This is a genomic window from Candidatus Pelagibacter sp. HIMB123, assembly GCF_052048195.1.
Lineage (GTDB): Bacteria > Pseudomonadota > Alphaproteobacteria > Pelagibacterales > Pelagibacteraceae > Pelagibacter.
The window spans coordinates 87,984-101,417 of the sequence record NZ_JBNAIL010000008.1; the positions used below are offsets into that span (position 1 = coordinate 87,984).

14 protein-coding genes are annotated in these 13,434 nt (G+C 34.5%); 3 read left to right on the forward strand and 11 right to left on the reverse strand.

Features of this window, described 5'->3' with window-relative positions; translation table 11 throughout:
• Positions 1 to 2: 2 nt before the first annotated feature.
• The 11 genes from ACTTBL_RS02565 to ACTTBL_RS02615 form a co-directional block, all read right to left on the reverse strand.
• Complete coding sequence (locus tag ACTTBL_RS02565; protein WP_179850556.1) at positions 3 to 152, reverse strand: hypothetical protein; 150 nt, start codon at positions 150 to 152, stop codon at positions 3 to 5.
• 58 nt (positions 153 to 210) lie between these two features.
• Positions 211 to 441 (reverse strand): hypothetical protein, encoded by a 231-nt coding sequence (locus ACTTBL_RS02570; RefSeq protein ID WP_440643477.1) that lies wholly within the window; start codon positions 439 to 441, stop codon positions 211 to 213.
• A gap of 11 nt (positions 442 to 452) precedes the next feature.
• The gene (locus tag ACTTBL_RS02575; RefSeq protein ID WP_075503989.1) at positions 453 to 1,853 is read right to left on the reverse strand and encodes an ammonium transporter; all 1,401 of its coding nucleotides are present in this window, start codon (positions 1,851 to 1,853) and stop codon (positions 453 to 455) included.
• Positions 1,854 to 1,976: 123 nt separating this feature from the next.
• Positions 1,977 to 2,387 (reverse strand): hypothetical protein, encoded by a 411-nt coding sequence (locus ACTTBL_RS02580; RefSeq protein WP_440643478.1) that lies wholly within the window; start codon positions 2,385 to 2,387, stop codon positions 1,977 to 1,979.
• Between the two features lie 8 nt (positions 2,388 to 2,395).
• Entirely contained in the window at positions 2,396 to 3,808 is a 1,413-nt protein-coding gene (locus ACTTBL_RS02585; RefSeq protein WP_440643479.1) for an FMN-binding glutamate synthase family protein, read from the reverse strand.
• Positions 3,808 to 4,662, reverse strand: a complete 855-nt coding sequence (locus ACTTBL_RS02590) for a glutamate synthase (protein ID WP_023854175.1) — start codon at positions 4,660 to 4,662, stop codon at positions 3,808 to 3,810. Before ACTTBL_RS02590 ends, ACTTBL_RS02585 begins: the two co-directional genes overlap by 1 nt.
• On the reverse strand, positions 4,650 to 5,594 hold the full coding sequence (locus tag ACTTBL_RS02595) for a glutamine amidotransferase (RefSeq protein ID WP_440643480.1): 945 nt from the start codon (positions 5,592 to 5,594) through the stop codon (positions 4,650 to 4,652). The genes ACTTBL_RS02590 and ACTTBL_RS02595 overlap by 13 nt, the downstream gene beginning before the upstream one ends.
• A gap of 32 nt (positions 5,595 to 5,626) precedes the next feature.
• A complete protein-coding gene (locus tag ACTTBL_RS02600) occupies positions 5,627 to 7,096 on the reverse strand; it encodes a glutamine synthetase family protein (protein WP_440643481.1) in 1,470 nt (489 codons plus the stop codon).
• Between the two features lie 70 nt (positions 7,097 to 7,166).
• The gene (locus ACTTBL_RS02605; RefSeq protein WP_075484313.1) at positions 7,167 to 8,495 is read right to left on the reverse strand and encodes an NAD(P)/FAD-dependent oxidoreductase; all 1,329 of its coding nucleotides are present in this window, start codon (positions 8,493 to 8,495) and stop codon (positions 7,167 to 7,169) included.
• Positions 8,496 to 8,596: 101 nt separating this feature from the next.
• On the reverse strand, positions 8,597 to 8,947 hold the full coding sequence (locus ACTTBL_RS02610) for a hypothetical protein (RefSeq protein WP_440643482.1): 351 nt from the start codon (positions 8,945 to 8,947) through the stop codon (positions 8,597 to 8,599).
• Between the two features lie 9 nt (positions 8,948 to 8,956).
• On the reverse strand, positions 8,957 to 11,296 hold the full coding sequence (locus ACTTBL_RS02615; RefSeq protein ID WP_440643483.1) for a DUF1989 domain-containing protein: 2,340 nt from the start codon (positions 11,294 to 11,296) through the stop codon (positions 8,957 to 8,959).
• A gap of 143 nt (positions 11,297 to 11,439) precedes the next feature.
• Here ACTTBL_RS02615 and ACTTBL_RS02620 point away from each other — a divergent pair, with 143 nt between their 5' ends.
• The 3 genes from ACTTBL_RS02620 (at position 11,440) to ACTTBL_RS02630 (ending at position 13,395) form a co-directional block, all read left to right on the forward strand.
• Entirely contained in the window at positions 11,440 to 12,384 is a 945-nt protein-coding gene (locus tag ACTTBL_RS02620; protein ID WP_023854169.1) for an ABC transporter substrate-binding protein, read from the forward strand.
• Positions 12,385 to 12,466: 82 nt separating this feature from the next.
• The gene (locus tag ACTTBL_RS02625; RefSeq protein ID WP_440643484.1) at positions 12,467 to 12,844 is read left to right on the forward strand and encodes an MORN repeat-containing protein; all 378 of its coding nucleotides are present in this window, start codon (positions 12,467 to 12,469) and stop codon (positions 12,842 to 12,844) included.
• The gene (locus ACTTBL_RS02630) at positions 12,844 to 13,395 is read left to right on the forward strand and encodes a hypothetical protein (protein ID WP_075536410.1); all 552 of its coding nucleotides are present in this window, start codon (positions 12,844 to 12,846) and stop codon (positions 13,393 to 13,395) included. Before ACTTBL_RS02625 ends, ACTTBL_RS02630 begins: the two co-directional genes overlap by 1 nt.
• The last annotated feature ends 39 nt before the right edge of the window (positions 13,396 to 13,434 follow it).

Here is a 13,434-nt window from a genome sequence, read left to right on the forward strand (position 1 = left end):
AATTATTTAAAAAAAGATAAAATTGTTTCTTTATAATAAATTAAATTTACAACAATAATTACAATTACAGCTAGTATTGCACCATACTTGGCCTTAGGAAACGCTACACCTCTCATTTTTGAGGGCCTTAGTTCTTCTTTATTATCTTCCATAAGTTTAGAACATAAAAAAGGGCGCCACATTTAAGTAGCGCCCAAATTTTAATTTTAATTACCAGTCGGTAATATTGCTTTTATGATCGTTAGCACTATGTCTCTTCTTAGCAAGCCTTGAAAGTTCATCGCTTTCAGATTTTGCTGTAAGAATGTGCCAACCTATCCATAAGATCACCGCAATGATTACCAGTATGCCTTCACTAGATCCAGCACCAGGGTAAATTGCACCAGCAACTTCTTCTGCTGGCTTATTAAGATGATCTATCCAGTTTGTAACTGTAGCCATATTTTCCTCCTTTACCTGGTTGCAGATGAAACTGCTTTTTCATCTTCTTTAGCAGATTCCATCATTTCATAGTCTAATCCAGCTATCTCAACTTCACGAGGGATTCTTAATTTACCCATGCCGTTAAGAACTTTAGCTATGATGTAGCCTGGTATTAGTCCAAGAACAACGAACATAATTAATGCTCCGATGAACTGTCCTAATGGATTAATTGTTGCATAAGTTGTTCCGTCCCACATAGCACCAACACTGTAACCAGATGATGGATAACCATTTAAGACAAAACCACAAATAACAAGACCTACAAATCCAGCATAACCATGTACTGCTACGGCACCAACTGCATCATCAATTTTGAACTTACGTTCAACCCAGTAATGTAGTTTGTATGCAATAACAACACCGATCATACCAATGATCATTGCTTGAATTGGATGATATAAATCATTTCCAGCTGAAGCACAGATCACACCTGCTAGACCACTTGAGTAAGTCCAGAAAGGATCTCCTTTAGCAATCCAATATCCAGCTAACAATCCTCCTGATAATGACATCAAGAAGTTGAATGTAATACCACTAAGTGTAGTAGGCGTTACGTAGATATTTGTTGCTGTCCAGTAAGATATACCTTCCATACCATACTCTGGTCCTAGATCGAAAATAGGTATGTTGCATGCTGCATAAAATCCCCAAAAACCAGTATAAATTAAAAATAATCCTACTGTTACTAGCCAAGGATTTCTTGGTCCAATGTTTCTTGGTTCACCGCTAGATGAAAACTTACCAATTCTTGGTCCTAAAACCATTAGAACACCTAAAGCAAATCCACCCGCGATTGCGTGAATTACTCCTGATGCGTAAGCGTCGTGATATCCAAGAAGTTTTAGCATCCAGCCGTCGAAGTGCCATCCCCATGCAGCATCAATTGTCCAAAATACAGAACCAATTGCAATTGCTAAAATTCCAAATGCAAAAGTTGTAATTCTTTCAATGATTGCTCCAGATACGATAGAAGCAGCTGTCCAAGAGAATAAAAGGAATGCAGCCCAGAAGACCCCAGAAATATGGTCTCCTAAGTTAACAGCCATTAAATCACTTGTTGCCGTATACCAAGTAGCACTAAATGCAGACTCATCGGTGATGAGTGCAGTGCTTTCATTCATTATTGATGGTGCCAAACCCGGTCCTGTTGGGAAAGCCCAGTAGATCCACCAACCAAATAAAAACCACGTTACTGTTACCAGAGGTATCAGCATTGTATTTTTCATAAGTGTATGTTGATGGTGTTTATATCGAGAAGCTCCAACTTCATACATACAGAATCCGACGTGAATTAAGAACATCAGTACTACTGTCACCCAGTAGTAAAATTCTGTAAATATGGTAGTAAGAGCGCCTAACTGATCAGTCATATTTACTCCATATTAGTTTGAATAAACCCTATTAAATTTTATGATTCGATACAAACATAAAGAGTATTAAAAACCTAGCATAGAAGCTAGGTTTTTAAAAATAATCAACTTTTAATTGAAAAATTAAAATTTTAAGTATGCTTTTTTCAAATCAACAAGTGGATGTTTTGGAGACATTTGAAACTTAACTAAAAGTTCTCTTGCAATCATATCTCTATCTTGTTGATTGTTTGGGAGTTTAATTGATTTTGGAATTGTTACCCAACCATTCGCATTTCTACAGAATACTGCTGGTCTATCTTCCTCATAACCCATGTGAACATCTTCCAACCAATTTAAATCATCCCATCCCATCGCTTCTATATATTTTTTTAGAAACGGAGTTATTTTAGAATAGTCTGGTAAGAGATTAACATCATATCTATAACCGATAGACTGGCCAATCATTTTTTCTCTGGCTGTCTCTTTTTTTTTACCTAACTGACCTTTGATCTCTTTTGTTTTTACTACTTTTTTATTTTTTTTCTTTGGCATAGTTACCTCTATATTTTGTGGTAGTTATCAACACCAACTGTGTAGTTAGTTCCAGCTAATGGAACTTTAGCTAAAGCTGATGCTTCAGATGTTAAAGCAGCTAAATCTTCAGGCTCTAAAGAGTGGATATTTGTTTTTCCACAAGCTCTTGCTAAAAGCTGAGCCTCTAAAGTCATCGAGTGAAGATAATTATATACTCTTAATGCTGCATCATCAGGGTTTAATCTTGCTCTTAACTTAGGATCTTGTGTAGCAACTCCTACTGGGCAACGTCCTGTATGGCAGTGATAACATTCACCTGCTTTTACTCCCATTTCTTTTTCAAAGTTTGCTTCTGGGATATCTTTGTTACAATTTAATGCAATCATTGATCCAGTACCAATAGCTATTGCATCAGCTCCAAGAGCTAAAGCTTTTGCCATATCTGCACCATCTCTAATTCCACCAGCATAAATTAAAGTAACTTTTCCAGTTTTACCTACATCATCAATTGCTCTTCTTGCTTCTCTAATTGCTGCAATTCCTGGAATTCCAGTATTAGCAGCAGCAATGTGTGGTCCTGCTCCAGTTGATCCTTCCATTCCGTCTAAATAAATAGAATCTGGATCACATTTCGCAGCCATACGAACATCATCATAAACTTTAGATGCACCTAACTTTAATTGAATTGGCACTTTATTTTTTGTTAACTGTCTTAACTCCTCTACTTTTAGAGCTAAATCATCCGGTCCTAGCCAGTCAGGGTGTCTTGCTGGAGATCTTTGGTCGATACCAGATGGTAATGATCTCATCTCAGCTACTTGGTCAGTAACTTTTTGACCCATTAAGTGTCCACCCATTCCTACTTTTTGTCCTTGTCCAATAAATACTTCAATACCATCTGCTAATTGTGCATGATGAGGATTAAAACCGTATCTTGATTGGATACATTGGTAGTACCATTTTTCAGAATATCTTCTTTCATCAGGTATCATTCCACCTTCTCCAGAACATGTGGCACTTCCTGCCATTGTTGCTCCTCTTGCTAAAGCAGTTTTTGCTTCATAAGAAAGGGCACCAAAACTCATTCCTGTAATATAAACTGGAATATCTAGCTCAATTGGATTTTCGCATCTTGGTCCAATAACAGTTTTTGTTTCACATTTTTCTCTGTAACCTTCGATTACAAATCTAGTTAGTGTTCCAGGTAAGAAAACCAAATCATCAAAAGTAGGAATTTTTTTCATCAATGCCATTCCTCGCATTCTGTATCTTCCTAATTGAGATTTAATATGAATATCGTCTATTACTTCTGGAGTGAAGATAGCATTATGACCTAATAAACTTTTGTTTCTTTTACCTTCTTCATGTGCATGGACATCAGCTTTTCCACCAACACCTTTTCCATTTTTTTTAACTTTTTTAGATTTCTTCTTAGGCATTATATTGCTCCCTTCTTCTCTGTAGGTTCCAAATTGTCATAATTCCAAAGTTTTTTACCAGCTACAATTTTTTTCATTTTACTAACATCAAAATTTTCACCAATCTCAGCTACTTTTAATTTTCTTTTTAGCCAATCTTGATCGCTTTTAGTTAACTCAGCGTCTACTGCATCACTACCATATGATCCAATTTCTCCACCTACGAAAATTGTCCCATCGTACATTGAGTCACCTAAATTTATTCCTACATTTCCAAGAATAATTATTCTTCCTCTTTGCATCATGAAACCAGTAAATGCACCAGCGTCACCACCAATTATTATAGTTCCACCTTTCATATCAATACCAGTTCTGGCACCAACACTACCTTTACAAATTAAATCTCCACCTCTAATTGCCGCACCAAAACAAGATCCAGCATTTTTTTCAATCACTACTTTACCAGCCATTAAATTTTCTGCACATGACCATCCAACTCTTCCATTAATTCTAACTATTGGACCATCACAAGAACCCATGCCGAAATACCCTAAACTTCCTTCAAAAATTAAATTCAGTTTATTTAAAATACCAACTCCTAGACTGTGTTTACCTTGAGGGTTTTTAATAACTATTGTTCCGTATCCTTGACTCATTAAGTTATCGATTTCTTTATTAGCTTCAGGTGCTGTCATGTCTTTAACATCAAGCTCTGTTCTTTTATTAAAATCTACATCGTATGTGCCAAAGTAATAAAAGTTTTCTGCTTCATCAGGATTAAAGAATTTTTGCTGAGTTCTTCCTGTTAATACCTCAGTGTGCATACCCATTGATTGGGCTTTTGACTTTTTAGATACTGTTTTTAGATTTGCCATACTTTCACCTCCCCATCAAAAGGATCATAAGTATCAATTTCTTGTGGTAAAACTGATCTTATTGCTATTTCTTCTGATCCCATTGCAACTAAATCGTCAGATTCATATAAAACCAAAGGTTTTGCAGCCATAGTGTCTTTTGCCATACCTAATGAGTCTTTTGTTGCAACGAAGTATGTGAAAACTCCATCTAAACCAGTTAAAGACTCTTTCATTCCTTCTTCTAAGGTTGCGCCATCTCTCATTTTTTCTGCAAGATAAACTGCGATTAATTCTGAGTCACACTCAGACATAAATCTCATACCTTTATTTTCTAGAACTCTTCTGTTATTCCAATAGTTAGTTAATTGTCCATTATGTACTACAGATACGTCGCTAAATGGATAACCCCAGAACGGGTGAGCAGATTTAATATCTACACCAGACTCTGTTGCCATTCTAGCATGACCAATAGCATGTGTTCCAACTACTTTGTCTAAGCTATATCTATCACAGACCATTTTAGCATTACCAAGATCTTTAATTACTTCTAATGATTTTCCCATAGATAGAATTTCAACTCCTGGAATACTTTCAATTCTTTGTGAAAAATCTAATAAATCTTTTGTATCATAATCAATCTCATATCTAAGCGAGTAGGGAAGAGTTCTCTCTTCTTTAACTACTTTAGCTCCCATCTCAGCTAGAGTTTGGTCTACAATTTTTTTTCTTTCATCATATACAGATACATCTTCCATAACCGATGAACTTCCTTCACCTACGTTTTCACCCACTTTAAAACGCATAATGAAATTTTTACCATCAGTATCTCCATATAAAGCGTAACCTGTTGAGTCTTCTCCTCTATGTTTTAATGCTTGAAGCATACCTTGTAGTTCGCTTCCAACATTTGAGGATTTTCCTCTATGAATTAAACCTGCTATCCCACACATATATTTATACCCTTTCTATCTATTTCTGTGACCTACGGTAGACAATCAAGATAAGTGTCCAGATCCCATTGTGTTGTTGCACCAAGAAATCTTTCCCACTCATCGTTTTTGTACCAATGGAAAACTTTATACATTTCATCTGGCATTGCAGATTTGATTACTTCATCTTCTGCCAGTCTATCCAAAGCTTCACCTAAACTTAATGGAAGTTTTTTAACATCTTTACCAGCTTTTTGAGCTTCATAAATATTTCTAGATTCTGGAGCTGCTGGTTTCATTTTTTTAGTTATACCTTCGTCGCAAGCTTTTAATAAAGCAGCACCTAATAGATAAGGATTATGCATAGAGTCTACTGATCTATATTCAAATCTTCCTGGAGCAGAAACTCTTAAACCACAAGTTCTGTTTTGATATCCCCAGTCAGCATACACTGGTGCCCAAAAACCTTGATCCCATAATCTTCTATAAGAATTTACAGTTGAAGAACCAAGAGCTGTTAATGCTGGTAAGTGCTTCATGATACCCGCAATTGATTGCAAACCAATTTCACCTGGTAATTGCATATCTTTTGTATCAGGCATGAAAGTATTAGTTCCACCCTCAACATAACTAAATACCTCTTCTACACCTGGTAGAGTTTTGTTTCCAAGTTTGTTAACTTTTATTTTTCCACCTTTCCATAAAGACATATTTGTATGACAACCACTTGCAGAAACACCCATAAATGGTTTTGTCATAAAGCAGGCGATTAAATTATGTTCTCTTGCAACTTGAGCACAAATTTGTCTGTAGGTTGATAATCTATCTGCGTTTCTTAAAACATTATCATAGGTCCAGTTTAATTCTAATTGGCCAGGAGCATCTTCGTGATCCCCTTGAATCATATCAAGACCCATGGCTTTTGCGTATTCAATAACCTTCATAAATACTGGTCTTAATGACTCGAATTGATCAATATGATAACAGAATGGTTTAGAAAAACCCTTACCTGTAGGTGTTCCATCTTCATTTTTTGTTAACCACATCATTTCAGGCTCAGTACCAACTCTTAATTCTAGACCATGTTTTTTCTTAAATTCATCCATGAAAATTCTTAGATTTCCTCTGCAATCTGAAGTTAAATGACCACCTGGATTTACTCTTTCTTCTCTGTTTCTAAAACAAGTTACAAATACTCTTCCAACTCTTTTATCCCATGGTAACTGAACAAAAGTTTCAGGATCAGGTATTCCAACAAGCTCCATAGCTTCTGGTCCATATCCTATGTAATTATTATGACGATCTAAGAACAAGTTTGCAGTAGCACCGTAAACTAATTGAAATCCTTTTTCTGCTGTTCTTTCCCAGTGATCTGCAGGTATACCTTTACCAACAACTCTACCTGTTACAGAAATGAATTGATAATAAATATAAGTTATTCCAAGTTCGTTAATTTTTTCTCGAACTTTCTTTACTAGTTTTGCTCTACCTGGCTGGTTAACATGTTTTTCTAAATCCGTCATTTTCACCCCTCAATGAATTATAATTTATTCAAGCGTAGCTGAAAATTTTATTTGTGTCTAGGCTTAGAGTCTAGCTCCAAGGGAACGGACTGTTCGAAGTAGGATGAAGTTCACCCTTCTCGTAACGGTTGAATCTAAACGGCTTCAATAAATCACTCTCAGTACCAAGAATTTCTTTTGCAACAAGTTCTCCAACTCCAATCATTTTGTAACCGTGATTGGCATCTGCAATCATGTAAACGTTTTCAAAAAATCTATCAAAGATTGGAAACGAGTCTGGTGTCATACATCCGAGTCCACCCGATGGTCCTTTTCTATATAAATCTGATTTACCTTCAAATCTTTTTTGACAATGCGCTAAAGCTGAACACCACATTTCACTAAATGCGTCTGTTGTTTGATATTCAGGTGACTCAATTCCATAAGGATCAACATTTACTTCATCAAAATGTTTTTTAACTATGTAAGGAGAGGTTCCTCCTTGTACACCCAAACCTTCAATATCAGGTTTGTAATAAATTCCCCAAATTTTATCTGTTAATAATTTTTTAGTTTTGTCTGAATATAATGGAGCAGTCGAGTCTACATGAACCACAGGAGGTTGTTTTCCGTCATTTGTTTTTAGAAAATCTGGCTCAACGCCAATAACACCCTCTTGTAACATCCAGTAAGTCCACATATCCGTCACATGCATTTTACCATCTTTGCCTTTTATGTTAGCCGTTTTAGGTAACTCTAACATATTCCAAAAATCTCTCGCCCATGGACCTGCGCCGATAACAACCTGTTCACACTCAATTGTACCTTTGTCTGTCTCTACTCCTGTAACAGCTTGACTGTTACTTCCTCTTTTAAATCCTGTTACTTTTACACCTTTCATAACCTGTACACCATTTGATGTAGATTTATTTTCAAGTGCCTTAATTGAATCTTTGTTAAATGCGTATCCACCTTTTTTTTCATGAAGTATTGAAGTGATGCCTTGAGCTTGCCAATCATCAAAAATACCCTTCATATAATTTGAACAATCTTTTTCACCTTCAATAAAAACTGACTCGTAACCAATTGCTTTTTGTTGTTCATAAATACTTGCAACATCCTCATGCATTACCTCAGGAGAAATTTGTAAATAACCTACTGGATTATATTTAAATGCTTTAGGATCACTCTCCCAAACTGAAACTGAGTGAGCCATTAACTCTCTCATTGCTGGTTGGAAATAATTATTTCTTACAACACCACAAGCAATTCCGCTTGCACCTGCTGCAGTATCTTTTTTTTCTAATACAATTATGTCACCAGGATTTTTATATGTTTCAGAAAGTTTCCATGCAGTACTTAGTCCGTGAATTCCACCACCGATGATAACTACTTTTGCTTTCGAAGGTAATGTCGTCATGCCAAAACATTATTTTTTGGTAGGGGTAATTAATATAATTTTTTATAGAACTAAAAATTATATATAAAAAATAGATACTTCGAATTTATTTAAAAATTTGGCTAATAACTTATGTTTTTTAAAGTAACCAAATAATCGTTGAATTCTTTAATAAAAGACTCGCTAGGCATTATATTTTTAATTCGCTGATCAGTTGAAGTTTTTTCAAGTCTAAAGAATCCTTTTTCACAAGCTTCTGTAATTATTAAAGCTGATTTAGGTCTAGAAGTCTTGAATAATTTCGTTTTTAATTCCTCTACCGATAATTTTTTACCTTCTTTATATGCAGACATTACCAGCAACATCATATGATAGTGCGATGGTGATTTTCTAAAAAAGTAATTGCTTGATGTATGAGATTGTCTCATTTGATCTTCCCAAAAATCTAAGAGTGTTTTTTTTTCTTTGGGCATTATTTTTCTTTATGCTCTAACCTTTGATTTTGTTGGGTCATAGAATGGAAACCCAACCACCTTTGCACTAATTCGTTTTTGGTGTCCATCTATTTTTCCTACCTCTACTTCTGTACCTATTTCTGAATACTGTAAATCAATTCTACAAAGAGCAACATTTTTATTTAAGGTTGATGATAAACATCCGCTAGTAACAATACCTACTTGTGATCTCCCTACATGCACACAGTCTCCATGGCCTGCAATTTCTTTTCCTACAAGTTCTAAACCAACAAGTTTTTTTTGTGGATTGGCTTTTCTTTTAATTAATTCTTCTTTACCAATAAAATCCTCTCCTTTAGTTTTTAAAGGCACTGCAAAGCCGATGCCAGCTTCAAAAGGATCTTGTTGTCCATCAAATTCATTTCCAAATAAAATTAACCCTGCTTCAATTCTAAGTTTGTCTAATGCAGCAAATCCAGCTGGTATCAAGCCATCATCTTTGCCAGCTTCCATTAATTTATCCCAAACTTCAGGAGCATGTTTTGGATGACACCATATTTCATAACCTAATTCTCCGGTATAACCAGTTCTTGAAACAATTAAAGGAATTCCCTGTAATTCTTCTATTCTGCAAATGGTAAACCTAAACCATCCTAACTCATCGATCGAAGGTTGAGTAGGTGGTGTAAAAATAATTTTTTTTAAAATTTCTCTACTTTTTGGTCCTTGTAAAGAAACGTTGCTTATTTGATCTGTAGAATTTTTAACATTGGCATTGAAATTTTTTTTCTTAGCAATTTCCTTTAACCATTCTCCAGCATATTCATCACCACAAATCCATCTAAAACCTGTTTCGCTTAATCTTAGGAGAGTTCCATCGTCAAACATCATTCCATTTTCATAACACATTGCAGAATAAACCACCTGTCCAACAGAAAGTTTTTTTATATTTCTTGTAAGTGTGTAGTTCATTAACTCCTCTGCATCAGGACCTATTATTTCAAATTTTCTTAGTGATGAAAGATCAATTAATACAGCATCGTTTCTGCATGCATTATATTCATTAACTAAACCATGTTTAGTGTAATCATTTGGCAACCAAAAACCTCTTGCATCAACAAAGTTTCTAGTAAGCTTTGAAGTTCTTTCGTAAAATCCGGAATTTCTTGTTAATTTTTTTTCTGAGTCTGTTTTCATTCGAAAAGCAAATGATTTACTAAATTCTTTATTTTTATCATAAGTTCTAACAAAAATATCTGTAGGATTCCACGAATTACATGCATCAATATCACTAGGACAAGCTGTTGTTCCAATTGTTAAATCTTTTAAAGCTCTAAACATTACATAATCTCCTGGTCTAGAATAAGACTCATCGGATATCACAGAATTTAAACCAGCAGCAGAAGTATTAAAAAAAAGGTTAATCGCATGCCAACCTTTTTGTTTTTGTACTCCAAATTTTGACATGCTCTCAGTCAAATTATCTGAACAGTTTGGGTGACCAAAATATCCTGCATCTTCATAATATTTTGAAGTACATGCTAGGTTAAAAGTATCATGTTTTCCCACTGTATCTCTTATAACCTCAACGAGAGGCTCATGGTCTGTATCATAAAATTTTGAATGTAATCCAGGTCCAGGAAAAGTATTGCCCATAAATGTTCTTGTAGTTTGCCAGTCCAATCCTTTCTCAATTCCTTTTTCTAATTTTCTTGTATCAAATGCTACGAAGTCAGAACACTGTCTTCCAGTTGGACTGATTACTTGAATATAATCACCTTCTTTTACTTGGTAAGATATAGAAGTTTCTTTATTTATATTTTCTTCATACAAAGGTTCAAAGACAGGATCAGGTATTACATTTAATTCCTTATCATTAACGATTTTAGATCTCTTAATAAAAATTGTTAAATCACTTGGAGGATTTTGGTTTGTGACATCCATATCCTCACCAGGTGCTGCAAAAATAGCATAACACTTATCTTTTGATTTAAATTTGATACTTTCTCCTGCTTTAGTATCTTGATCAAATATGATTGAAGATTTTGAATCTGAAATATTTAAGTTTCTTTTTTTTAATTGATGATTTGTCGCTAATATTGTTTCATCTTTACCATTAAGAACATTTCTAATGAAATTTTTTTCATTGTTTGGTTTTAAATTTAAAATTCCAACATCAGATTTACCATCCTTATTAAAACAAATGATTTCACAAATTTGATTACCCTCATTATTAATAATTTCTAATTCATCATCTGGAAAAATTTGAAAAGCTGTAAGAGCACCACCATTAACAACATGTCGTTCAACTCCAGGTGGTAAAATATTTAAACCAGGGTATTTAATGTCTTTACTTGTTCCAAACATTTTAAATTTTTTTATATTGTTATATTTATTATCACCAATTTTATTGTTTAAATATATATATATTTTTTAGAACTAATTATTCTTTACCTATCTATTCCTTTTGTCATAGACTGTTAGATATTAATATTAATAGAGGGGTATACATGAAAAAAATAATATCATTACTATCTGCTCTAGTGATTTCTGTTGTAAGTTTTGCAGGAATTTCTAATGCTGATAGCAAGAAGCCCATCGTAATCCCAACACATAACTGGTCATCTCAAATTGTAATGGCATATGTTATTGGTGGAATTTTTGAAAGCATGGGTAACAACGTAAAATACGTAAACGCTGACTCTCAAGCAGTTTATGAGTCAATTAGAATTGGAGACGTAACTATTTCTCACGAAGTATGGGAGTCTGCATTCGGTAAGTCATTTACAACTGCTTTAGACAAAGGTGGTTTATTAGATTGGGGTGATCATGAGGCAAGAACTCTTGAGGATATGGGATATCCAAACTGGGTTGCTGAAAAAGGATTATGCCCAGGTCTACCAGATTGGACAGCTTTAAAAAACCCTGATTGTGCTAAAAACTTTACAACACCTGACTCTCCAGATGGAAAAGGAAGAATGTTGGAAGGTCCACAAACTTGGCACGGTGACTTAATTCCTCAAAGAGTTGACGCTTTAGGTTTAGGTGATCTTTGGTGGGTTAAATTTGCTGGAAGTGCAGATGCACTTTGGGCAGAGTTATCTGCAGCTGAAAAAGAAGGAAGAGGAACAATTATATTTAACTGGACACCAAACTTTACAGACGGTGCTGGTTTTACATTTATTGACTTCCCTCCATACACAGCTGGTTGCAGACCAGAAGATGGTGGAGATGGTAAATGTGGTTCTCCTGATGGATACTTGAAAAAAGCAGTTCATGAGGATTTCCCAAAAACTCATCCTGATGCAGCAGCAGCGTTCAAAAAAATGTCATTCTCTACAAGTCAAATTGGTGCAATGGCAGCTTTAGTTGACGTTGACAAAATGACTCACGAAGATGCAGCTAAAAAATGGTTAGCTGATAATAAGTCAGTTTGGCAAGCATTTACTAAATAAGGATTATACTTAAAAAATTAAAATCTCCCCCAACTCCGTTGGGGGGGATTTTTTTTTAAATCAATTTGTGTAAAATATATTAATGAAAAAATATTCTCTTATAATATTTTTTAGTTTTTTGATCTGCTCCTCAGTTTTAGCAAGAAGCACTGGATGTAAAGAAGGTAACTGTGAAAATGGTTTTGGTAAATGGGTTTATACCGATAAAACTACTTATGAAGGGGAGTGGGTTAATACAAAAAAACAAGGTCAAGGAGTCGAAACTTGGCCTAATGGTTACATCTATGAAGGAGAATTTAAAAATAGTGAATGGAGCGGACAAGGAACTTTAACCTTTCCTGACGGGTCTACTTATGAAGGAGAGTGGTCTAAAGGTTTTATGAATGGACAAGGAACATTTACTTGGGCAGATGGAAAACAAAAATCAGGTATTTGGAAAAACGGTAAGTTACAAGAATAATGTCAAAAGAAAATTATATTAACAAAATAAAAGCTTTACCTGAATCTTTAAGGCAATTTATTGGTCTCATAATTATTACTCTTCTAGTGATTATGTCTTTTAGCATTTTAAATGGAATTTTTGGTCAGGGTGATGATTTGGTAAAAAGAATGAAGTTAGAAGAAGAAAGAATTGCTGAGGAAAAAAAGCTTAGTGAATTAATATCTAAATTACCTTCTGGTATATTGGTCTCATTTGATGGCACAGATCATTATAAATTATCCGATGAGGTATATGAGCAAGTATGTAAGGCTACTAAACTAATTCCACAAAGAGCAATTATGGGAGCTAATTTTTTAAATTTTAGAGCACATGAGCTTTATACAATTAATGGAAATAAAATTGATGAAACTTTTGTCAAATGGGATGAAGAAAAAAACAAATGTTTTGCGGGTTTTACAGTTAGTGGAAATAACGTAGGTGTTGATGAAAGTATTACTATAAGTGGAGAAGCTTTAAGTTTTTTAAGTACCGGAATTGATACTAGAGTTTATTTTATTAAAAATTTTTAATTAAGAAAGGTAACAATTATTAACATTTTAATTTTATTG